This is a genomic window from Streptomyces griseofuscus, from assembly GCF_014673495.1.
Classification (GTDB): Bacteria; Actinomycetota; Actinomycetes; order Streptomycetales; family Streptomycetaceae; genus Streptomyces; species Streptomyces murinus.
On record NZ_CP051006.1, the window covers coordinates 3269009 to 3291585 of the forward strand.

Here is a 22577-nt window from a genome sequence, read left to right on the forward strand (position 1 = left end):
CCGCCAGGCGTGCGCCACCCGCGACCGGGTCACGCGGTGAGCCAGTTCACCAGCCGCTCCTCGGCCTTGAGGATCTTGGCCGTCTCCACCCGTTCGTCGCGCTTGTGCGCCAGGTGCGGGTTGCCGGGGCCGTAGTTGACCGCGGGGATGCCGAGCGCGGCGAAGCGGGAGACGTCCGTCCAGCCGTACTTGGGGCGCGGGATGCCGCCGACCGCCTCGATGAAGGCCGCCGCGGCCGGGTGGGAGAGGCCGGGCAGCGCGCCGCCGCTGTGGTCGTCGACCACGAACTCGGCCACCCCGCAGTCCGCGAACACCTCGCGGACGTGCGCGATCGCCTCCTCCTCGGTGCGGTCGGGGGCGTAGCGGAAGTTGACGGTGACCACGCACTCGTCGGGGATGACATTGCCCGCGACCCCGCCGCCGATGCGCACGGCGTTCAGGCCCTCGCGGTACTCCAGGCCGTCGATCACCGGGTAGCGGGGCTCGTAGGCCGCCAGGCGGGCCAGGATCGGCGCGGCCGCGTGGATGGCGTTGGCGCCCATCCAGGAGCGCGCGGAGTGCGCCCGCTCGCCCTCGGTGCGCAGCAGCATCCGCAGGGTGCCCTGGCAGCCGCCCTCGACCTCGCCGTCGGAGGGCTCCAGGAGCACCGCGAAGTCGCCCGCCAGCCACTCCGGACGGGCCTCGGCGACATGGCGCAGGCCGTTGAGGTGGGCCGCGACCTCCTCGTTGTCGTAGAACACGAAGGTCAGATCGCGGTTGGGGGCCGGGACGGTGGCCGCGATGCGCAGCTGGACCGCCACGCCCGACTTCATGTCGCAGGTGCCGCAGCCCCACAGCACGCCGTCCTCGTCCAGTCGCGAGGGCACGTTGTCCGCGATCGGCACGGTGTCGATGTGCCCGGCCAGGACGACCCGCTCGGCGCGGCCCAGGTTCGTACGGGCGATCACGTTGTTGCCGTAGCGGTCCACCGTCAGGTGCGGCAGGGCGCGCAGCGCGGTCTCGATGGCGTCCGCGAGCGGCTTCTCGGTGCCGCTCTCGGAGGCGAAGTCCACGAGCCGCGCGGTCAGCGTGGCGGCGTCCAGCGTGAGGTCAAGCGAGGTGTCGGCCATGGCTTTGACCCTAGCGCGCCACCCCGGGACACCCCGTTCGCGCGCGCGGTGACGGACCGCTGCCGAGCGGTGGCGGTCGCTCCGCTACCTTGTACGCGTGTCACAGCCGTCCCCCACCCGTCGCAAGCGCCGCGGCCGCCTTCTCCGGTTCTCCGCGGCCCTGTTGGTCCTGTGCGGTGTCGCCGCCTACCTCGTGGTGCAGTACGTCACCGGAGGCGGTGGTTCACACGGCTGCAAGGTGGTCTCGGCCACCGGCGCCGGGACGTCGTACGAGTTCACGCCCGAGCAGGCGGCGAACGCGGCGACGATCGCCGCGGTCGGCACCGGCCGGAACATGCCCGAGCGGGCCGTGACGATCGCGCTCGCCACCGCGCTCCAGGAGTCGGGGCTGCGCAACATCGAGCACGGCGACCGGGATTCGCTCGGCCTGTTCCAGCAGCGGCCCTCGCAGGGCTGGGGCAGTGCGCAGCAGATCATGGACCCCACGTACGCGGCCGGGATCTTCTACGCCCATCTGGCGAAGGTGCCCGACTACTCGGATCTGCCGCTCACCGTGGCCGCGCAGAAGGTGCAGCGCAGCGGCTACCCGGAGGCGTACGCCAAGCACGAGCCGGACGCCGAGCTGCTGTCGGCCGCGCTGACCGGGCAGGCGGCGGCCACGCTGACCTGTGACGGGCGCTTCGACCCGGCGGCCCAGGCGATCGGCCCGGACGCGGTACGGGCCGCGCTGGTACGGGACTTCGGACGGGACGCGCTCCAGGAGACCGGTGCGGAGGTGGGCGGGGCCCCGGTGCCCTCGCCGTCCCCCTCGCCGAGCGTGACGGCGACGGCGAGCGGGCGGACGGTGACCGTGCCGGTGCCGCTCGGCACGCGGACGGACGCGAGCGGGCGCGACGAGCGGGAGCGGGGGTGGCAGCTCGCGCACTGGGCGGTCGCCAACTCCTCGGCGCTGCACATCCAGCGGGTGACGTACGCGGGGCGGGTGTGGACCGCCGGGAGCGACGGCGGCGCGTGGCAGCAGGTGCGCTCGCAGGGCGCCGCGGGGGCGGAGAAGTCCGTGGGCGTTGTCCGGATCGTGACCGGACAGTAGTACGGGTCATCGCGCCGAGGGGTGGCGTCGGCGTTTCACACGCGGCCAAACGGGCGAGTCGAGAAACTCGCCCGGGAGCCCTTGCGGCTCAAGGGGCGGAAGGATTCTGCTGGGCGTTCTCGCGGACGCCCTTTGCCCGTTTTTATCCACACCTGATAATGCGATGCGTTATCGGTTCTTTACCTGGGGCGTCCGCAACCTTCGGGGGCTTCGAGCGGTAGTCATGGCGTCCGGGCCCGGTGCCGGGTCCGGACGACAGAGATCGTTCTTCTCCCGTCGAATGGAGCATCATGTCCCTCCCCCTGACCCGCCGGATCGCCCGTGCCGCGCTGCTTGTCGCAGCGGGAGCGGCCGCCGGGGTCGGTGCGGCCGGCTCCGCCGGTGCGGCCACGAACCTGCCGGCCACCGCGAACCTGAGCGGTCTGACCGCGCTGGACGCGGCGCACGTCGGCGACACCGCCGACGGTGCCGCGGAGCACGTCACCTCGCTGGCGGGCGACGCGGGCGGCAACGCCGTGAAGACGGCCGTGCCGGCCGCGGGCAAGACGGCCGGCGGTGCCGTGAAGAAGACCGCCCCGGCGGCCCAGCAGGCCGCGGGCGGCGTCGCCGGCGCCGCGGGCAACGCCCTGGGCGACGCGGCCGCCGGCGCCACGAAGGGCGGCCTGCCGACCGCCAACCTGCCGATGCAGGGCCTGCCCCTCACCTGAGCCGGGACCGACCGGTGAACGGGGTCCAGGGGACATTCCCCTGGACCCCGTTCGGCGTTCTCGGGGGCGGCGCGGGGCGGAACCTACAGCCGCGCGACCGCCGCCGCGATCCGTTCGTCCGTCGCGGTCAGGGCCACGCGGACGAAGGTGTCGCCCGCCGGGCCGTAGAAGTCGCCGGGGGCGACCAGGACGCCCAGGTCGGCCAGGTGGGCGACGGTGGTCCAGCAGGGCTCGTCGCGGGTGGCCCACAGGTAGAGGCTGGCCTCGCTGTGCTCGATGCGGAAGCCGTGGGACAACAGGGCCGAGCGCAGCGCCTCGCGGCGGGCGGCGTAGCGGGCCCGCTGCTCATGGACATGGGCGTCGTCGCCCAGCGCGGCCACCACGGCGGCCTGGGTCGGCGCGGAGGTCATCATGCCGCCGTGCTTGCGGATCTCCAGGAGCGGGCCCAGGACGGCCGGGTCGCCCGCGATGAAGGCGGCGCGGTAGCCGGCCAGGTTGGAGCGCTTGGAGAGCGAGTGGACGGCCACGATGCCGTCGTAGGAGCCGCCGTTGACGTCCGGGTGCAGCACCGAGACCGGGTCGGCCTCCCAGCCCAGCTCCAGGTAGCACTCGTCGGAGACGACCAGGACGCCGTGGGCGCGGGCCCAGGCGACGATCTCCGTCAGCTCGTCCTTGCCCAGCACCTGGCCCGTCGGGTTGGACGGGGAGTTCAGCCAGAGCAGCTTCAGACCGGCCGGGTCGAGGTCGCGCGGGTCGTCGTACGTCTCGTACCCGGCGCGGGCGAGCCGCGCGCCGACCTCGTACGTCGGGTAGGCGAGGCGCGGGTAGGCCACCCGGTCGCCGGGGCCGAGGCCCAGCTGGGTCGGCAGCCAGGCCACCAGCTCCTTGGAGCCGACGACCGGCAGCACATGCCGGTGGGTGACCTCGCGGGCGCCCAGCCGACGCTCCAGCCAGCCGCAGATCGCGTCCCGCAGCGCGGGCGTGCCCCAGACGGTCGGATAGCCCGGTGAGTCGGCTGCGTCGATCAGGGCCTTCTGGACCAGCTCGGGGACCGGGTCGACCGGGGTGCCGACGGAGAGGTCGACGATGCCGTCCGGATGGGCCGCGGCCGTCTTCTTGTACGGCTCCAGCTTGTCCCAGGGAAAAGTGGGAAGCCGGTCGGAGACTGCGGACACGATCAGTGGCTCACTTTCGTCTGGTGCGGCAAACGCCTCGGTCCCGTGCGGCGGTGATCAGGGCGATCGGGGCCGTACGGGACCGAGGCGGCGCGTTCGCGGGCCGCTTGGGCGCTAAACGGTCACTCGCCCTGCGGCGGCAGCGCGGCGACGAAGGGGTGGTCGCGCTCGATCAGCCCCAGCTTGCTGGCGCCGCCGGGCGAGCCCAGCTCGTCGAAGAACTCGACGTTCGCCTTGTAGTAGTCCTTCCACTCCTCGGGAGTGTCGTCCTCGTAGAAGATCGCCTCGACCGGGCAGACCGGCTCACAGGCACCACAGTCGACGCATTCGTCCGGGTGGATGTACAAGGACCGCTGGCCCTCGTAGATGCAGTCGACCGGGCACTCCTCGATGCACGCCTTGTCCTTGACGTCGACACAAGGCTGCGCGATGACGTAGGTCACGCTGTCGTTCCTCCTCGATAGGGCGCTGGCGGGCCTCCTCAGGCTCCGCCGCCTGGCGCGCGGGAGCGCGGCGTCGTCGATGCCCGCCCCTAGTATCTCCGTTCCGGAGCATGATCCGAACAGGAGGGGTGAACTGACCGGTGGAAATCTCGGCACAAGGGCGCCTGGAAGTCCGAATCACCCCCGCCGACGTGGGGAAACGCGTCTCCGTGCGGCGGTTGAGCGAACCCGGTGCGGCGCGGGAGAAGTTCACCGACACGGTGGGCGTTCTCACATCTTGGGATCATGGCGTGCTCATGATCACACAGCGGGACGGGGCGAGTGTCCGGTTTCCGGAAAGCTCGCTCGTCGCGGGAAAGATCGTACCGGCCGCCCCGGCGCGCCGCAGGGGTCCGGCGGCGGGCTACGAGGAGCTGGCGCGGGTCACCTCGCGCGGCTGGCGCCCGGTGGAGAGCGAGCGGCTCGGCGAGTGGGAGCTGAGGGCGGCTGGGGGATACACACGGCGCGCCAACAGCGTGCTGCCGCTGGGTGATCCCGGGTGTCCGCTCGACGCGGCGCTGGCGGCCGTACGACGCTGGTACGGCGAGCGCGGGCTGCCCGCCTATGTGCAGACCGCGACGGGCGCCGAGGGCACGCAGGAGCTGCTCGGCGCGGAGCTGGAGCGGCGCGGCTGGGTGCGGGAGGTGAGCGCCGAGGTGTGGATCGGTGCGCTGGCCCCGCTCGCGGACCGGCCCGCGGGCGCGGACGTGGTCCTCGCCCGGGAGGCGGACGAGGCGTGGCTCGCGCGATACCAGCGCAAGGGGGTGAGCGAGGTGGCCCTGCGAGTGCTCTCGGCAGGTCCCTCGGTGTGGTTCGCCACCGTGCCGGGCGAGCCGGGCGGGGCCCCGGCGGCGATCGGCCGGTGTGTCGTGGACGGGCGCTGGGCCGGTTTCGCCGCCGTCGAGGTGGACCCCGGCAGGCGGCGGCAGGGCCTGGCCACCGACGTGATGGCCGCGCTGGCCCGCCGGGCGCTGGCCGAGGGCGCCTCGGCCGGCTGGCTCCAGGTGGAGAGCGACAACGCGCCCGCACGGGCCCTGTACACGGGCCTGGGCTTCTCCCGGCACCACGCCTACCACCACTTCCGGGAGCCGCGGGAACAGCCCGCACACGGCCCGTCGTAGACATTCCCCCGGCTCCCGGAAGGGCGAGAATCCACCATGTCCCACCCGTATCTGCCGCCCCCGTACCCGCCCCCGCCCGAGCGGTCCGCCGAGGTGCGGGCGCGGTTCGCCGAGGAGGCCCGGTCACCGCGGCCGGACCTGGCGGCGCTGTGCCTGCTGATCGGCGCGGAGACGGACGGCTCGCTGGACGAGGCCGGGATCGACTCCGCGCAGGCGGAGCTGGACCGGCTCGCGGGCGAGCTGCCCTACCGGCCCGGCGGTCCGCGCGCCTGGGCCGAGGCGGTACGGCGGCTGCTCGGCGGCCGCTACGAGTTCCACGGCACGCCCGGCGACTACCAGCGCCTGGAGTCCTCGCTGCTGCACGAGGTGCTGCGGCGCCGGCGCGGGCTGCCGATCCTGCTGTCGGTGGTGTGGCTCGAGGTGGCCCGGCGGGCCGGGGCCCCGGTGTACGGGGTCGCGCTGCCGGGGCACTTCGTGGTCGGGTTCGGGGCGCCCGGGGAGCAGGTGCTGGCCGACCCGTTCGAGGGCGGGCGGGTGCTCACCGGGCCGGACGCCGAGCTGCTGGTGGCCGGCGCGACCGGGGGCCCGCTCGACCCCGGGATGCTGGAGCCGGCGCCCCCGCTGGAGGTCGTCCAGCGCATCCTGAACAACATCCGCGCGTGGGCCGCGGCCCGCCCCGAGCGCTCGGACGTGGCGCTGCGCGCGGTGGAGCTGTCGCTGCTGATCCCGGCCCACCCGGCGCGGCTGCGCTACGAGCGCGGGCAACTGCTGGTGCAGCGCGGCCAGTTCACGGCCGGTGCGGACGAACTGGACGCGTACGCCGAGCTGATCGAGGTGGTCGACGAACCGGCCGCCGAACGGGTGCGGCACCAGGCCCGGACCGCCCGGTCCAAGCTCAACTGAACTGCCGTACCGGCGGCTTCCGGCCCCTCGTACCGGCTGCTTCTACAGCCAGCCCTTCTCCCGCGCGGCGCGCACCGCCTCCGCCCGGTTGCGGACGGCGAGCTTCTGGATGGCGGTGGAGAGGTAGTTGCGGACCGTGCCCTGGGACAGGTGCAGGGCCTTGGCCAGTTCGGCGTTGGTGGAGCCGTCGGCCGCGGCGCGCAGCACCTCCCGCTCGCGTTCGGTGAGCGGGTTCGCGCCCTCGGCGAGCGCGGCGGCGGCCAGCGTGGGGTCGATGACCCGCTCCCCGGCGAGCACCTTGCGTACGGCGGCGGCGAGCTGGGCGGCGGGCGCGTCCTTGACGAGGAAGGCGTCGGCGCCCGCCTCCATGGCGCTGCGCAGATAGCCGGGCCGCCCGAAGGTGGTCAGCACCACCAACTTGACCCGGGGGAAGTCCCGGTGGACCCGGGCCGCGGCCTCGATGCCGGTGCAGCCCGGCATCTCGATGTCCAGCAGCGCCACGTCCACGTCGTGCGCCGCGACCGCGCCGAGCACCTCGTCCCCGCGCGCGACCTGCGCGACGACCTCGATGTCGTCCTCCAGTCCGAGCAGCGCGGCCAGCGCCTCGCGGACCATGGACTGGTCCTCGGCCAGCAGGACCCTGATGGTGCTCGTCATGCCCCGGATCCTACGTCGCCCACGGGGGCCAGGGGCACGCGGGCGACCAGCCGGAAGCCGTGCTTGACCCGGCCCGCCTCCAGCGTTCCGCCGGCCTTCTCCAGGCGTTCGGTCAGCCCGGTCAGACCGTTGCCGAAGCCGCCGTTGCCGGTGCCCGATCCGTCGTCCTCGACGGCGAGTTCGAGCATCGGGCCGTCCAGCGTCTGGCGGTGGGTGAGCCGTACGGCGCACCGGTCGGCGCCGCTGTGCCGCACCACGTTGGTGACCGCCTCGCGCAGTGCCCAGGCGAGCGCCGACTCGGCCTCCTCGGGCACCCCGGCGAGGTCGGGTTCGGGCGGCAGTTCGGCGATGACGCCCGCGGCCGTGAGGGCCACCTGGGTGCCGGCCAGCTCGACGGCGAGCCGGGGGCGCCGGTAGCCGGTGACGGCCTCCCGGACGTCCACCAGGGCCTGGCGGCTGACCTGTTCGATGTCGCTGACCTGCTGGGCCGCCTTGTCGGGGTGCTCGGGCAGCATCCGCCCGGCCAGCTCGCTCTTGAGCGTGATCAGGGAGAGCGAGTGGCCCAGCAGATCGTGCAGGTCGCGGGCGAGGCGCAGTCGCTCCTCGTTGGCGGCGAGCTGGGCGACGGTGGCCCGGGCCTTGCGCAACTCGATCGTGGTGCGCACCAGTTGGCCCACGCCGACCATCGCGAACCCGATGAGCACGACCGTCAGCATGTTGTCGTCGACCGAGTAGACGCCCCAGCGCAGTCCGACCAGGTACATCACGATCGCGGAGCCGGGGATCGCCCAGTACGCCAGGCGCAGCGGCAGGGTCGCCCCGCAGGCCACCGAGAGGTAGACGAACAGTCCGCTCCACTGGGTGCCCAGGCCGTAGGTCAGGGCGGGCGCGAGCACCAGGAGGGTGCCGAGCAGCAGGGCCACGGTCCGCGGCGCGAAGGGCTTGCCCATCTGCCGGAAGACCAGGGTGAGATAGGCGCACACGAAGACGGTGAGGCCGATCGTCCCCGCCACGGTGCCGGCCGTGGTGTGCCGGCCGCCGGTCAGGTCCTGGATGGGAGAGCTGAGGAAGACCAGCCAGACGGCGATCCACAGCGCCTTCACCAGCAGCTCGCGCCGCCCCTGTACGCCCTGTCCGATCCGGACCTGTGTCTCCGGCCGGCCCCCGGCCGCCTTCGGGCCTTCCGTCATGGTGCTCACGCCTTCAGCGTGTCCTTCCGGTACAGCCAGGCCGCGCCGCCCGCGAAGAGGACGAAGTACACGGCGAGGACGGCGATGTCCGTGGTGTGCGGGGCCCGGCTCTCCTCGATGGCCCGGCCCAGCGCGGCGTACGCGTGGGTGGGCAGCCACTTGGCGATGTCCTGGAGGAACCGCGGGAACGTGGTCGTGGGCATCCACAGACCGCCGAGGATCGACAGACCGAAGTACACGATCATGGTGATGGGGCGGACCGCGTCACCGGAGGCGAGGTAGCCGATGGCCACGCCGAGCGCGGCGAAGACCAGGCTGCCGGCCCAGATGATCCCGGTGAGCGCGAGCCACTGCCAGGCGTCCAGCCGTACGTCCTTGACCGCCGCGGCGACCAGGAAGACCACCACGATGGACGGCAGGCTCACCACGGCGGCGCTGGCGGTCTTGGCGAGGACGTAGCCGCGCCCGGGCAGCGGGGTCAGCCGCAGCTGCCGTACCCAGCCGCTCTCGCGCTCCTTGGCGATGCGCTCGCTGTTGCCCATCAGCACGGCGGTCAGCGCGCCGAAGGAGGCCATGGACACCATCATGTACGTGGCCACGGTCAGCCCGGTGCCGTCGATCTTGGCGTTGCCGGCGTTGCCCGCGATGATCAGGAAGAGGACCGCCGGGTAGAGCACCGAGAAGAACAGGAACTTCTTGTTGCGCAGGGCGCGGGTCAGTTCCAGCTTGATCAGAGCCCGCGTACCAAATGTATTCAGCATGACTGCTTGGCCTCCTCGGCCTCCGTGATGGCGACGAACGCCTGCTCCAGGCCGAGGCCGGCGACCTCGAGGTTGCGGGGGTAGAGGCCGAGGCCGTACAGGGCGTGCACGGTGGCGTCGGCGTCGGAGGACTGGATGCGCACGGTCTGCCCGGACACGTCGATGCCGGTCAGGAAGGGCAGGGCGCGCAGGGCGGCCGCGTCGACGGCGCCCTCCAGGTCGAAGGCGATCCGGCGGGCGCCGGCGCGGGCCTTGATCTCGGCGGCGGTGCCGTCGGCGAGGAGGCGGCCGCGGTGCAGCACCAGGACCCGGTCGGCGATGGCGTCGGCCTCTTCGAGGTAGTGCGTGGCGAACAGGACGGTGCGGCCCTGGTCGGCCTGCTCGCGCATGGTGGCCCAGAAGGCCTGGCGGGCGGAGACGTCCATGCCGGTGGTCGGCTCGTCCAGGATGATCAGATCGCTGTCGCCGGCGGTGGCGAGCGCGAAGCGGACGCGCTGGGCCTGGCCGCCGGAGAGCTTGTTGACCTTGCGGTCGGCGATCTGCGCGATGCCGGCGCGGGCCATCACATCGGCGGCCTTGTAGGGCCGCGGGTGCAGGGAGCAGGACAGCTTGACCAGCTCGGCCACCGTGACGTCGTCCATCAGGCCGCCGCTCTGCAACATGGCCCCGACCCGCCCGGCCACGATCGCCTCGCGCGGGCCGGTGCCGAACACGGACACCGTGCCGGCGTCGGGCTGCTTGAGGCCGAGGAGCAGATCGAGGGTGGTGGACTTGCCCGCGCCGTTCGGGCCGAGCAGGGCCACGGTCTCCCCCGGGTGCAGCCGGAGCGAGAGCCCGTCGACGGCCCGTACCGTCCCGTACGTCTTGGTCACCTGGTCGAACCCGACCACCTCGGTGGTGGAGGCGGCCGGTACCGCTGTCGTTGTCATGTCGTCCATGGTGCCGGTGCGGGGCGGGTGCCCGGCAGTGTCGGGGGTCCTGGGTGGCGGATGACAGATGTCATACCCCGCAGGACCCTCAAGGGGCGCCCGGCAGACCTGCCGGGCGCCCCTCAAGAGCCGTGTCGGCGCCCCTCAGTTGGGGTGCGTGCTGATCACCGCGACCCGGTTGGTCGTGCTGGTCAGCGCCTGGCGCATGGCCAGATAGACGTCCTGGGGGGTGACCGGCGTCTTCTTGCCGTTGCCCCGGGTGATCAGGACGCCGTCGAAGGTCTGCCCGTAGAGCTCCTTCAGGGCCGGGTAGTTCGGCTTGTCGGTCAGCTTGCCGTTGACCGCGGCCACGCCGAGGAACTTCCACAGCGACTTCTGCGGGCTGAACATGACCGTCTGCCCCGTGTCGGCGCGCACGGTCACCGGCGCCGACATGGCCGGCTCCGCGAACTCCTTCATCTCGCGGCTGACCTCGGCGTCGGAGACCGCGGGCTGCCGGTTGGCGGTGGGCACGGTGATCACCGAGGAGTCACCGGTCTCCACCTCCGCGCGGTACGCCTGCTCGATCGCCTGGGTCGAGCGGGCCGCGTCGATGGCCGTACCCGCCTTGCCGTGCACGGCGACGGCCTTGCCGGCCTGGAAGGTGATGCCGCCGTCGACCACCGCGCCCGAGCCGGAGCCGCCGCCCGCCTGCTGGAGCGCCGCCTGGAGCTTCTCCTCGTCCACCGGCATGACCGGGTCGACCACGCGGTGCTGCCCGAAGAGCGTGCCGACCACGGAGACCGGGTTGTAGTCGCTCTTGGCGGCCGCGCTCGCGGTGGCCTGGAAGTCGAACTGGAGACCGGCGTTGGCCGGGGTGAGCATGACCGTACGGCCGCCCACGGAGAGCTTCAGCGGCTTGGCGACCCGGTTGCCGAACACGTCGTCCAGCTTCTTGACCGCGTCGTCACGGGTGCCGCCGCCGATGTCGACGCCGAGCACGGTGGTGCCCTTGGGCACATCGGTGTGGTTCATCAGCAGCCCGGCGCCGTAGACACCGCCCGCGATCGCGACCAGGCCGACGCAGAGCAGGACCAGCTTGCTGCGGCCCTTCTTCTTCGGCTTGGCCGCCGCCTTGGGCGCCGCCGCGGCCGGCTCGGGCTTCGGCGCCACCGCAGCGGCCGGGCCACCGGGACCACCGGCCGGAGCCCCGAGGCCGCCGGGACCACCGGTGCCGAACGGACCGCCGTTGCCGCCCGGGACCACCGGGATACCGCTGGTGACGGTGTGTCCGGAGACGTTGTCCGGGGCCCGGTAGCCGGGCGTGCCCGGTTCGGGGGCCGGCTTCTGCGGGGTGAGGATCGCGGTGTCGTCGCTGAGCCCGCCCCCGGGGCCGAGCCCGGCGCCCGGCACCCCGGCCGGTCCTTCGAGGTCGGCGATGTCCGTGAGGGCGCTGCGCCCGGCACCCTGATGCCCGTAGGGGCCCTCGGCGCCCGGCCGCAGCGGGCTGTCGCCGGTGACCGGACCGCCGGTCGGCCCTGCGGGCCCCTGCGGGCCGCCCCGGCCGCCCTGGCCGCCGGCGCCGTTCGCGCCGCCCGCGCCCGCGGTGCCGAAGGGGTCCTGGCCGCCCGCCGGGCCGTTCTCCGAGAAGTACGGCAGCTCGTCGCGGCGCGGCTCGCCGCCGCCCGCGTCGGAGGACCGGGAGCCGCCGCCCAGCGGGCCCGCGGCCAGCGCCTCGGTGACGTCGAAGGAGCCGGTGCCGCCGCCGTGCCCGGGGGCCACGGGGCCGCCGGTGGCGCCGGGCAGGCCCGCGCCGTTCGTCTTGCCCGAGGTGCGGCCGGGCACGCTCATGGAGCCGACCACGCCACCGGGGCGGGCGCCGGAGCCACCGGCCGCGCCTCCGGTGCCCTGGGCGCCCGGGCGGCCGCCCGGCGCGCCCGCGGGGGCGCCGGAACCGCCGGAGTTCTTGGCCCCGTTGGCACCCGCGCCGCCCTTGGCGGGCGCGCCCGCCTTGCGGGGCGCGAACCAGTCGCTGGTCTTCTCCTCGGCCGGGGCCGCGGGCTCCGCGGGGGCCTCGGGGGCGGGCGCGGCCGCGGCCGGGGTGCGCACCTCGGCGGCGGGCCTGTCGTCCCCGGCGGCCTCGCCGTCGTCCACGGGCTTGCGCACGACGACCGGCGGGATGGGCCGGGACCCGGGGATGTTGATCCGGATCCGGGTCGTCAGCGTGGTCTCGGTCTTGCGTTCCTCGGACCGCGCGCCCGAACGGCCCGCGTCCGCACCGTCGTCGGAAGCCATGGGGGTCCCGTACGGCGGGGTGCCGGACGGGTATGCGGCTCCGCCGCGCCCGTTGGGCCCGGAGGACGGAGTGTCAGTTTCACGACTCAAGGCAGGTTCTCCCAGTTGGCTCCGCCGCCCGACACTGACCTCACTGCTTCGGCGGTCCCCCCAACTCGAACGAGGTCGAGAGCGCGGGGGAGGCTCGGCGGCGCGCACCACCATACTGGCCGCCCCTGGCGTACATCCCCTGACCGCTGAGGAAACCCACACCCAACTCGCACGTGGGCCGCACCGGAAAGCGGTACGTCACTTCCCAAGTCGGGCGGAGCCGAGGCGTGGTTGCCTCCCGGCGCCGAGGGTGGCACAGATCACAGCGAGGGCCATGCCACCGAACAGGAAGAGATAGGAGCCGCCGCCCGCGCCGAAGAGGAAGTCGCCCTCGGGACGGGAGGTGGTGAGCAGGATGACGGTGACGATCCAGCCCGCCGCGGGCGCCATCGCGCCGCCCCGGGACCGGGTGGCGTACGCGCCGCCGAGGAACACCCCGACGGCGCCCGCGAGGGCGAGCAGCAGCCCGCCGGGGAACCAGGCGGCCTGCACCAGGGACCCGGCGACCGCGACGACGGCGCCGAGCAGGAACAGGCCGATGTGGGCCAGGGCCCGGCCGGGCGTCGGCGGGCGCAGCGGCTGGGCGAGCATCGGGCCCGGGGTGCCGGTGCCCCCCTGGGTGCCGCTCACGGCGCCTCCCCGACGGCGATCCCGGCGAACAGGTCGGTCTCCCCGGGGACGGCGGTGCCGCGCACCAACTCGTAGTATTCGGTGGTGAACAGCGGCTGGGCCAGCCCGTTCGAGAGCGCGAACCAGGGCTCGGCGACCTCGACCTGGGTGGCGTGAGCACGCATCGCGGCGGCCTTCGCGGCGGCGTGGGCGGTGCCGTCGACGGCGGTGGTGACCCGGGCGTCGTCCACCACGCCCGGTACGTCGTCCAGGGCCGCGCTCTTCTCGAAGGGCAGGGCCGGCAGCTCGTCCTGGAGCCGGGCGAAGGCGTCCTCGGCGACGGAGCGCGGGGTGCGGATCCAGTAGACCTTGTCGATGGTGTGCCCGCGGCCGGCCGCGAGATCGGCGGCGCGCATGGCGACGCGGTGGGCCTGGATGTGGTCCGGGTGCCCGTAGCCGCCGTTGTCGTCGTAGGTGACGAGGACCTGGGGGCGGGTCTGGAGGATCACCTCGACGAGGTGTTCCGCGGCCTCGTCCACATCGGCCTGCCAGAAGCAGCCGGGGTCCTCGTTGTCGGCGATGCCCATCATCCCGGAGTCGCCGTAGCGGCCGGCGCCGCCGAGCAACCGGGCGTCGGTGACGCCCAGCTCGCCGAGGGCGGCGGCCAGCTCACCGCGCCGGTACGCGCCGAGCGCGGCGCCGGTCAGGTGCCGCAGCCCGGGCGGGATGGACTCGCCCCGCTCCCCCAGGGTGCAGGTGACCAGGGTCACCTGGGCACCCTCGGCCACGTACTTGGCCATGGTGGCGCCGTTGTTGATCGACTCGTCGTCCGGGTGTGCGTGCACCAGCAACAGCCGCCGGGCGGCGCGCGGGCCGAAGGAGGGCAGTTCCGTCATGCCACCACCCTACGCAGACCCGGGGCCGCCCGCCCGGCCGTCAGAACTTGATGCTGCCGATCATGCTCGCCACGTTCGTGGTGAGCTGGCTGATCGTGGGCGCGATGGTGGAGGAGGCGAGGTAGAAGCCGAGCAGCATGCAGACGACCGCGTGGCCGCCCTTCAGTCCCGACTTCTTCATCAGCAGGAAGACGATGATCGCCAGCAGCACCACCGCCGAAATCGAGAGTGCCACGGCGGCTCACCTCCAAAGATCCCAGGGACACGGCTGTTCGGAAAGATCGGTAGAGCAAGTCCATGCGGACACCGGCAGGTTCATACCCACACAGCGGTAGTGATCATAACTATCCGTGCTCGCGCATCGCTCGGCGCACGGCCGCACAAGGGGGCGCATGGCCAATATGGTCGGGGTATGACGACCGAGTCCGACTCCTTCCCCCGCAGACACGCCAGGACCCAGCGATTCACCCTCGGCGCGCCGCGCGGGTTCACCGTGGCGCCCGAGGGCGCGCGGGTCGCGTTCCTGCGTTCGAGCTCCGGTTCCGACCGGGCCAACTCCCTGTGGGTGCTTGACCTTCCGGAAGGCACCGAGCGCCTCGCCGCAGACCCGGGCGCCCTCCTGAACGGCGCCTCCGAACAGCTCTCGGCCGAGGAGCGGGCCCGCCGGGAGCGCAGCAGGGAGGGCGGGGCCGGCATCGTCGGCTACGCCACCGACGCTGCCGTGGAAACGGCGTCTTTCGCCTTGTCAGGGCGGCTTTTCACGGCGAGCCTGACGACCGGCGGGACCCGTGAACTGCCCGTGCCCGGACCGGTGATCGACCCGCGCCCGGCACCCGACGGCCGGCACATCGCCTATGTCTCCCAGGGCGCCCTGCGGGTGGTGGGCGCCGACGGCGAGGGCGACCGCGCGCTCGCCGAGCCGGAGTCCGAGCAGGTCACCTACGGGCTCGCGGAGTTCATCGCGGCCGAGGAGATGAGCCGTACCCGCGGCTTCTGGTGGGCACCGGGCGCCGACCGGCTGCTGGTGGCCCGCGCGGACGACACGCCGGTGACCAGGTGGTGGATCTCCGACCCGGCCCATCCGGACCGTGAGCCAAATAACGTCGCGTACCCCGCGGCGGGCACCCCTAACGCGGACGTACGGCTGTTCGTGCTGGGCCTCGACGGGGAGCGCACGGAGGTGCTCTGGGACCGCGACCGCTACCCCTACCTCGCCCGAGTGCACTGGTCAGAGGCGGGTGCGCCGCTGGTCCTCGTACAGTCCCGGGACCAGCGCGGCCTGCTGTATCTGGCGGTGGACCCGGACACCGGGACGACCCGGATGGTGCACGCCGACGAGGACCCGATTTGGCTGGAACTGTTCGCCGGGGCGCCGTGCTGGAACCCCTCCGGGCAGCTGGTCCGGATCGCGGACGAGGGCGGTGCCCGCGTCCTCGCCGTGGGCGAACGTCCGCTGACCAGCGGCCAGTTGCACATCCGTGCGGTTCTGGACGTGGGTGCGGACGACACGCTCGTCTCCGCCTCCGCGGGAGCCGAAGCGGAGGATCCCGAGATCGGCGAGATCCATGTGTACCGGGTGAACGAACTGGGCGTGGAGCGCGTGTCCCGGGAGCCCGGTGTGCACTCGGCGGTGCGCGCCGGCGGCGTGACGGTGCTGGTGTCCGCGACGCCGGACCGGCCGGGCACGCGGGTCCAGGTGCTGACTGACGGGAAACCGACGGCCACTGTCCGGTCGTACGCCGAAGACCCCGGTTTGTCCCCCAGGGTGACGCTCACCGAGGGGGGCGCACGCCGAATTCCGTGCGCCGTGCTTATGCCACGGGACTACCACGGTGACACTCCCCTGCCGGTTTTGCTGGACCCCTACGGTGGTCCGCACGGTCAGCGGGTGGTCGCCGCGCACAACGCCCATCTCACCTCCCAGTGGTTCGCCGACCAGGGCTTCGCCGTGGTGGTCGCCGACGGCCGGGGCACCCCGGGCCGCTCGCCCGCCTGGGAGAAGGAGATCAAGGACGACCTCGCCGAGATCGTCCTCCAGGACCAGGTGGACGCGCTCCGGTCGCTCGCCGAGCGGTTCCCCCTGGACCTCTCCCGGGTGGCGATCCGGGGCTGGTCCTTCGGCGGCTATCTCTCCGCCCTCGCGGTGCTGCGCCGCCCGGACGTCTTCCACGCGGCGGTGGTCGGCGCCCCGGTCACCGATCTGCGGCTCTACGACACCCACTACCAGGAGCGCTACCTGGGCGACCCGAACGAGCAGCCGGACGTCTACCGCCGCAACTCGCTGATCGACGACACCGGTCTGGTCGACGCGGCCGAGCCGCACCGCCCGATGATGGTCATCCACGGCCTGGCGGACGACAACGTGGTGGTCGCGCACTCGCTGCGGCTGTCCTCCGCGCTGCTGGCCGCGGGCCGCCCGCACGAGGTGCTGCCGCTGTCCGGGGTGACCCATATGACCCCGCAGGAGACGGTCGCGGAGAACCTGCTCAACCTCCAGCTGGACTTCCTGCGGCGGGCCCTCGGCTGAGCCGGACGGCGGCCGTCAACCGCGTTAACACACGGGCAACTTGACGGAAGCAGTTCCGATATACGGACACGCCAGGCTGAAGAACGTACGGCCGTGCGGGTGCCGTGGACGGGCCGGGGTGCACGACGTCACCCCGGCCCGTTGCCGTTCGCCTGGGTGGACTCCGGCGGCACCACCCGCTTCTCCTCCGCGAAGTGGCACGCCGAGTCATGGGCGGCCGGACCTTCCTCGAAAGAGGCCGGCACCGCGAGCAGCGGCACCTCCACCGCGCACCGCTCCCGCGCCTTCCAGCACCGGGTGCGAAAGCGGCACCCGGAGGGGATGTCCGTAGGGGAGGGCACGTCCCCGCTGAGGATGATCCGCTCGCGGTCCTGCCGCGCGTCGGGGTCCGGTACGGGTACCGCGGACAGCAGCGCCTGCGTGTACGGATGCGTCGGATGCTCGTAGATCTCCGCGTCCCGTCCGATCTCCACGATCCGGCCGAGGTACATGACCCCGACCCGGTCCGAGATGTGCCGCACGATCGACAGGTCGTGCGCGATGAACACGTAGGAGAGCTCGAACTCCGTCTGGAGCCGGTCCAGCAGGTTGATCACCTGCGCCTGCACCGACACGTCGAGCGCGGACACCGGCTCGTCGGCGACGATGACCTCCGGGCGCAGCGCGAGCCCCCGCGCGATGCCGATGCGCTGGCGCTGGCCGCCGGAGAACTGGTGCGGATAGCGGTTGACGAAGTCCGGGTCGAGCCCCACCACGTCCAGCAGGTCCCGGACCCGGCGCCGCCGGTCGCCCTTGGGGGCCGCCTCGGGGTGGATCTCGTACGGCTCCCCCACGATGTCCCCCACGGTCATCCGGGGGTTGAGGGAGCTGTAGGGGTCCTGGAAGACCATCTGGATGTTGCGGCGCACCGCCTTCAGGGCGCGCCCGGACAGCCGGGTGATGTCCTCGCCCTTGAACCGGATGGAGCCGGCGGTCGGCCGCTCCAGGTTGCACAGCAGCTTGGCGACCGTCGACTTGCCGCAGCCCGACTCGCCGACGATGCCCAGGGTCTCGCCCCGGCCGAGGGTGAAGTCGACGCCGTCGACCGCCCGCACCGCGCCGATCTGCTTCTTGAACAGGACGCCCCGGGTCAGCGGGTAGTGCTTGACGAGCCCGCTGACCTCCAGGACGGGTTCACCGCTCGTCGCCATCCAGGCACTCCCTCCAGAAGTGGCAGGCGCTGCCGCGGTCTTCGGACACCTCGTACAGCGGCGGCACCTCGGCGCGGCAGACGTCCCGGGCCATCGGGCAGCGCGGATGGAAGGAGCAGCCCGCAGGGACGCGCGTCAGGTTCGGCGGCAGGCCCTTGATGGCGTACAGCTCCTGTCCCTTGAGGTCCAGGCGCGGGATGGAGTCGAGCAGGCCCCGGGTGTAGGGGTGGGCGGGCGCCTTGTAGATGTCGTGCACCGGCGCCGACTCCACGATCCGCCCGGCGTACATCACGGCGATCCGGTCGGCCACGTCCGCCACCACCCCGAGGTCATGGGTGATGAGGACGAGCCCCATCCGGTACTCGCGCTGCAACTCGGCGAGCAGGTCCATGACTTGCGCCTGCACGGTGACGTCCAGGGCGGTGGTGGGCTCGTCGGCGATGACCAGGGCCGGTTCCAGGGCCAGCGCCATGGCGATCATGATCCGCTGGCGCATCCCGCCGGAGAACTGATGGGGGTAGTCGCGCACCCGCTGGGCGGCGCCCGGGATGCGCACCCGGTCCATCAGCTCGACGGCCCTGGCCCGCGCGGCCTTTCGCGACATCCCCCGGTGCACCGTGAACAGTTCGCCGAGCTGCTCGCCCACGGAGAGCACCGGGTTGAGCGCCGACAGCGCGTCCTGGAAGATCATCGCCATCCGGGCGCCGCGCAGCTCCCGCCGTTCCTCCTCCTTCATCCGCAGCAGATCGCGGCCCTGGAAGAGGATCTCGCCGCCGGTGATCCGCCCCGGCGGCATGTCGAGGATGCCCATCACGGCCTGCGCGGTGACCGACTTGCCCGACCCTGACTCGCCGAGCACGGCCAGCGTCTCCCCCTCGTCGACGGCGTACGACACCCCGTTCACGGCCCGGGCGATCCCGTCCCGTGCCCTGAACTCCACGTGCAGATCGCGCACTTCGAGCAGCATGGCGCCGTCACCTCAGCTTGGGGTCGAGGGCGTCGCGCACCGCGTCGCCGAGCATGATGAAGGCCAGGACGGTGACGGCGAGGGCGCCGGAGGGCCACAGCAGGGCGTGCGGGGCGTTGCGGATGTAGGGGGAGGCGGCGGAGATGTCGATGCCCCAGGAGACGCTGGGCGGCTTGAGGCCCACTCCCAGGTAGGACAGGGTCGCCTCCAGGGAGATGTAGGTGCCGAGCGCGATGGTCGCCACCACGATCACCGGGGCGACGGCGTTCGGCGCGATGTGCCGCAGCAGGATGCGGGAGTCGGAGGCGCCCAGCGCGCGGGCCGCCTGGACGTAGTCGTGCTGGCGGGCGGTGATGACCGAGCCGCGCGCGATGCGGGAGATCTGCGGCCAGCCGAGCAGCACCATGAAGCCGATCACCGGCCAGACCGTGTTGCTGGTGACCACGGACAGCAGCACGAGGCCGCCGAGGACGACGGGGATGGCGAAGAAGATGTCGGTGGTGCGGGACAGCAGCGCGTCCCACCATCCGCCGAAATAGCCCGCCAGACCGCCCAGGACGGACCCGAGGACCGCGACCCCCAGGGTGGCCAGGACGCCGACCGTGACGGACGTACGGGCCCCGTAGACGGTGCGTGTGTAGACGTTGCAGCCCTGCCCGTCGTACCCGAAGGGCGCGCCGGGCCCCGGGCCGTCCTGGGACTTGGCCAGGTCGCAGCTCAGCGGACTGCCGGGGGCGATCGCCGAGGGCCACAGGGAGATGAACACCAGGAAGAGGATGACCAGGGCGGACAGCAGGAACACCGGGTTGCGGCGCAGGTCCCGCCAGGCGTCCGACCACAGCGAGCGGGGCCGGCCCGCGGGTGCGCCGCCCGGCGGTGCGCCGGGGCCCTTCTCCAGGGTGGTGGCCTCGCTCGCGCCGAGGTCCATGGCGCCGCCCATGCCGGTCCCGGCGATGACGCCCTCGGGCTCGTAGGGCTGTTCAGGCATAGCGGATCCTCGGGTCGAGTACGGCGTACAGGAGGTCGACGAGGAGGTTGGCGAACAGGAAGACCAGCACCAGGACGGTCACGAAGCCGACGACCGTCTGGGTGTTCTGGCGCAGGATGCCCTGGTAGAGCTGGTAGCCGACGCCGTGGATGTTGAAGATCCGCTCGGTGACGATCGCGCCGCCCATCAGCGCCCCGATGTCGGTGCCGATGAAGGTGACCACCGGGATCAGCGAGTTGCGCAGCAGATGCCGGGTGACGACACGGCGCCGGGGCAGGCCCTTGGCGGTCGCGGTGCGCACGTAGTCGGCGCGCTTGTTCTCGGCGATGGTGGTGCGGGTGAGCCGGGTGACGTAGGCGAGGGAGACGGAGGCGAGGACGAGTCCGGGCACGATCAGCTCGCCGAAGGTGGCGGCCGGTGAGACGGACGGTTTGATCCAGCCCCAGGCGACGCCGAGCAGCAGTTGCAGCAGCAGGCCGGTGACGAAGGTGGGCACGGAGATGACGACCAGGGTCGCCAGCAGCACGCCCGTGTCGACGGGGTGGCCGCGCCGCAGGCCGGTGACGACGCCGAGCGCGATGCCGATGACGATCTCGAAGGCGATGGCCACGATCGTGAGCCGGATGGTGACCGGGAAAGCCGCCGCCATCAGCTCGGTGACGGGCTGCCCGTTGAAGGCGGTGCCGAAGTTGCCCGTGAAGACGTTCCCCATATAGGTGACGTACTGGCGCCACAGCGGCTGGTCGAGGCCGAACTCCCGTTTCAGCTGGGCGGCGGTCGCCGGGTCGCAGGCGCGCTCGCCGCACAGGCCGGCGATCGGATCGCCCATCACGTTGACCATGAGGAAGATCAGCAGGGTGGCCCCGATGAAGACGGGGATCATCTGGAGCAGTCGCCTCGCGACATAGCGGCCCATGCGGCTCAGCCGACCTTGATCTCGTTGTAGACCGGGACGCTGAACGGATTGAGCGTCACATGGGAGAGCCGGGCGGTGTAGCCGGCGCTGCCGTTCTGGTACCAGAGCGGGATGGCCGCCATGTTGTCGCGGACGACCTTCTCGGCCTCCTGGAACAGCCGTACGGAGGCCGCCCGGTCGGTCTCGGCGTTGGCCCGGTCCACGAGCCGGTCGAACTGCGGGTTGGACCACTTGCCGTCGTTGGAGGAGGCGTCGGTGTAGTACAGCGGCTGGAGGAAGTTCTGGATCAGCGGGTAGTCCATCTGCCAGCCGGCCCGGAAGGGTCCGCTCATCCGGTGCTGTCCGATCTGGTTGCGGAAGTCGGCGAAGGTGCCGACCGGGTTGCCGACGCACGCCTTGTCGTTTCCGAGGGCGTTGTTGATGGAGTTGCACACGGCGTCCACCCACTGCTTGTGCGAGCCGGTGTCCGCGTTGTACGTGATCTTCAGCCGGCCGCCGGGGATCCCGCCGCCCTCCCTGACGAGCCTGCGGGCGCCCGCCGGGTCGTAGTCGCAGGCGTGTCCGCACAGCCCGTCCTGGAAGCCGCCGGCCGTGCCGAGCACCGGGGAGGTCCAGTCGGTGGCCGGGGTGCGGGTGCGGCGGAAGATGGTCTCGGTGATCTGCGCCCGGTTGATCGCCATGGACAGCCCGGTGCGGACCTTGCGCGCCCCCGCGGTGTTCCACTTCGGGTCGTAGTAGGGGAAGGCCAGGGTCTGGAGGATGCCGGCCGGGGTGTTGATGTACCGGCCGTCCAGATCGGTGCGGACGTTCTTGAGCTGGGTGGCGGGCACGTCGTCGACGAGGTCCAGGTTGCCGGCCAGCACATCGGTGTACGCGGTGTTGCTGTCCGTGTAGACGAGCAGGGTCACGCCCTCGTTGCGGGCCGGGTCGGGGCCCGGGTACCCGTTCCACTTCTTCAGGGTCATCGCGGAGCCCTTGGTGTACGAGGCGATCCGGTACGGCCCGTTGCCGACCGGCTTGCGCAGCCAGCCGGCGTGGTCGGTGAAGAAGGCGCGCGGCAGGGGCGCGTAGGCGGCGTACCCGAGGGTGTCGGGGAAGCCGGCGAACTTCTGGTTCAGACGGACGGTGAAGGTCCGCGGCCCGGTGACCCGGAGCCCGGACAGGGTGTCGGCGCTCTGCCGCCCGCTGTCGGGGTGGACCTTGTCGTAGCCGTCGATGTAGCCGAAGAAGTAGGCGTTCTTCTGGTTGTTCCTGAGGCTCGCGCCGTAGTTCCAGGCGTCCACGAAGGACCGGGCGGTGACCGGCTCCCCGTCGCTGAACCGCCAGCCGTCCTTGACGGTGATGGTGAAGGTGCGCGAGTCGGGGGTGCTGATGCGCTCGGCGAGCATGTTCACGGCCCGGCCGGTGCGGGGGTCGTACTTCTTCAGGCCCCGGAAGACCATGTCCAGCACCTTGCCGCCCTGGACCTCGTTGGTGTTGGCCGGCTCCAGCGGGTTCTGCGGATCGCCCCAGGACGAGGTGAGCACCCCGGCCCCGCCGAAGCCTCCGCCACCACTGCATCCAGCCATCATCAGCGCGGCTGCGATAGCACAGGCGGCCCGTCGGACGCGCTTGGGTCCCCGCATGGGCGCCTCCTCATGGTGATCACCGGATTTATTACCCGGTTCATATCGGCTCATACGACACAAACCGCATGCGCATTACCGGATTGAGGGATCTTTAGAGGGACACGTCGGCCGAATGCAGGCACCCCGCCCCGGAGGCACGTTGATCTTGTGCGGCGCACGCAACGGATCTCCGCGTAACGTTGCCGAAACGTTGGATTTGGATCAGCCGATGTACGTATTTCGACACTCGACCGTCCGCATAACGAACTTCTTGCCCGATTAGTCCAATTGGTCCGATGTGAAGCACGGATTGATTACAGCGCGCTACCCGCGTAGCTACAGTTTCCCCAAGTAGAGGCAAAGAAGGTAAAGACAAGCCCAAGTCGGCC

At 72.2% G+C, this 22577-nt stretch carries 21 protein-coding genes; 5 read left to right on the forward strand and 16 right to left on the reverse strand.

The genetic code is table 11. The annotated features are described in order from the left end of the window. Positions 1-29: 29 nt before the first annotated feature. On the reverse strand, positions 30-1109 hold the full coding sequence (gene dapE / locus HEP81_RS14330; protein ID WP_037659986.1) for a succinyl-diaminopimelate desuccinylase: 1080 nt from the start codon (positions 1107-1109) through the stop codon (positions 30-32). A gap of 97 nt (positions 1110-1206) precedes the next feature. Here dapE and HEP81_RS14335 point away from each other — a divergent pair, with 97 nt between their 5' ends. Further along, entirely contained in the window at positions 1207-2199 is a 993-nt protein-coding gene (locus HEP81_RS14335; RefSeq protein ID WP_182789011.1) for a VldE C-terminal domain-containing protein, read from the forward strand. Positions 2200-2489: 290 nt separating this feature from the next. Continuing rightward, positions 2490-2906 carry a hypothetical protein gene (locus HEP81_RS14340; RefSeq protein WP_037659985.1) on the forward strand — a complete coding sequence of 139 codons (417 nt, stop codon included), beginning with the start codon at positions 2490-2492 and terminating at the stop codon, positions 2904-2906. Between the two features lie 83 nt (positions 2907-2989). On the opposite strand, the gene HEP81_RS14345 is transcribed toward HEP81_RS14340, so the two are convergent. Next, entirely contained in the window at positions 2990-4081 is a 1092-nt protein-coding gene (locus tag HEP81_RS14345) for a bifunctional succinyldiaminopimelate transaminase/glutamate-prephenate aminotransferase (RefSeq protein WP_037659983.1), read from the reverse strand. A gap of 122 nt (positions 4082-4203) precedes the next feature. After that, the gene (gene fdxA, locus HEP81_RS14350) at positions 4204-4524 is read right to left on the reverse strand and encodes a ferredoxin (protein WP_030746389.1); all 321 of its coding nucleotides are present in this window, start codon (positions 4522-4524) and stop codon (positions 4204-4206) included. Positions 4525-4664: 140 nt separating this feature from the next. On the opposite strand from fdxA, the gene HEP81_RS14355 reads away from it, so the two are divergent. Beyond that, entirely contained in the window at positions 4665-5684 is a 1020-nt protein-coding gene (locus tag HEP81_RS14355; protein WP_051850441.1) for a GNAT family N-acetyltransferase, read from the forward strand. A 36-nt stretch (positions 5685-5720) separates the two neighbouring features. Further along, entirely contained in the window at positions 5721-6587 is an 867-nt protein-coding gene (locus HEP81_RS14360; RefSeq protein WP_037659980.1) for a SirB1 family protein, read from the forward strand. Positions 6588-6629: 42 nt separating this feature from the next. On the opposite strand, the gene HEP81_RS14365 is transcribed toward HEP81_RS14360, so the two are convergent. The 8 genes from HEP81_RS14365 to HEP81_RS14400 form a co-directional block, all read right to left on the reverse strand. Then, the gene (locus tag HEP81_RS14365; RefSeq protein ID WP_037659978.1) at positions 6630-7244 is read right to left on the reverse strand and encodes a response regulator transcription factor; all 615 of its coding nucleotides are present in this window, start codon (positions 7242-7244) and stop codon (positions 6630-6632) included. Beyond that, positions 7241-8434, reverse strand: a complete 1194-nt coding sequence (locus tag HEP81_RS14370) for a sensor histidine kinase (RefSeq protein ID WP_037660135.1) — start codon at positions 8432-8434, stop codon at positions 7241-7243. Before HEP81_RS14370 ends, HEP81_RS14365 begins: the two co-directional genes overlap by 4 nt. Positions 8435-8439: 5 nt before the next feature. After that, positions 8440-9195 (reverse strand): ABC transporter permease, encoded by a 756-nt coding sequence (locus tag HEP81_RS14375; protein WP_037659974.1) that lies wholly within the window; start codon positions 9193-9195, stop codon positions 8440-8442. Next, positions 9189-10124: an ABC transporter ATP-binding protein gene (locus HEP81_RS14380; protein ID WP_182789007.1), complete on the reverse strand. Its 936-nt coding sequence runs from the start codon at positions 10122-10124 to the stop codon at positions 9189-9191. Before HEP81_RS14380 ends, HEP81_RS14375 begins: the two co-directional genes overlap by 7 nt. A 144-nt stretch (positions 10125-10268) precedes the next feature. Further along, positions 10269-12488 carry a hypothetical protein gene (locus tag HEP81_RS14385; protein WP_037659970.1) on the reverse strand — a complete coding sequence of 740 codons (2220 nt, stop codon included), beginning with the start codon at positions 12486-12488 and terminating at the stop codon, positions 10269-10271. A 198-nt stretch (positions 12489-12686) separates the two neighbouring features. Next, positions 12687-13079, reverse strand: a complete 393-nt coding sequence (locus HEP81_RS14390) for a DUF6113 family protein (protein ID WP_051850448.1) — start codon at positions 13077-13079, stop codon at positions 12687-12689. A 35-nt stretch (positions 13080-13114) separates the two neighbouring features. Continuing rightward, on the reverse strand, positions 13115-13993 hold the full coding sequence (mshB, locus tag HEP81_RS14395) for an N-acetyl-1-D-myo-inositol-2-amino-2-deoxy-alpha-D-glucopyranoside deacetylase (protein ID WP_037659967.1): 879 nt from the start codon (positions 13991-13993) through the stop codon (positions 13115-13117). A 40-nt stretch (positions 13994-14033) separates the two neighbouring features. Next, complete coding sequence (locus HEP81_RS14400) at positions 14034-14228, reverse strand: hypothetical protein (RefSeq protein WP_037659963.1); 195 nt, start codon at positions 14226-14228, stop codon at positions 14034-14036. 177 nt (positions 14229-14405) lie between these two features. Between HEP81_RS14400 and HEP81_RS14405 the strand changes: the two genes are divergently transcribed. Next, on the forward strand, positions 14406-16520 hold the full coding sequence (locus HEP81_RS14405; protein ID WP_037659960.1) for a S9 family peptidase: 2115 nt from the start codon (positions 14406-14408) through the stop codon (positions 16518-16520). Positions 16521-16648: 128 nt separating this feature from the next. Here HEP81_RS14405 and HEP81_RS14410 read toward each other — a convergent pair whose 3' ends face one another. From HEP81_RS14410 to HEP81_RS14430, 5 genes are read right to left on the reverse strand one after another with little or no spacing between them, the layout of a single operon-like run. Continuing rightward, on the reverse strand, positions 16649-17710 hold the full coding sequence (locus HEP81_RS14410; RefSeq protein WP_037659957.1) for an ABC transporter ATP-binding protein: 1062 nt from the start codon (positions 17708-17710) through the stop codon (positions 16649-16651). Further along, positions 17694-18677, reverse strand: a complete 984-nt coding sequence (locus HEP81_RS14415) for an ABC transporter ATP-binding protein (RefSeq protein WP_037659955.1) — start codon at positions 18675-18677, stop codon at positions 17694-17696. Before HEP81_RS14415 ends, HEP81_RS14410 begins: the two co-directional genes overlap by 17 nt. A 7-nt stretch (positions 18678-18684) precedes the next feature. Continuing rightward, positions 18685-19665 carry an ABC transporter permease gene (locus tag HEP81_RS14420; RefSeq protein WP_037659952.1) on the reverse strand — a complete coding sequence of 327 codons (981 nt, stop codon included), beginning with the start codon at positions 19663-19665 and terminating at the stop codon, positions 18685-18687. Continuing rightward, entirely contained in the window at positions 19658-20581 is a 924-nt protein-coding gene (locus HEP81_RS14425; RefSeq protein WP_037659950.1) for an ABC transporter permease, read from the reverse strand. The genes HEP81_RS14420 and HEP81_RS14425 overlap by 8 nt, the downstream gene beginning before the upstream one ends. 5 nt (positions 20582-20586) lie before the next feature. Then, positions 20587-22206 carry a peptide ABC transporter substrate-binding protein gene (locus HEP81_RS14430; protein WP_037659948.1) on the reverse strand — a complete coding sequence of 540 codons (1620 nt, stop codon included), beginning with the start codon at positions 22204-22206 and terminating at the stop codon, positions 20587-20589. Positions 22207-22577: the final 371 nt, after the last annotated feature.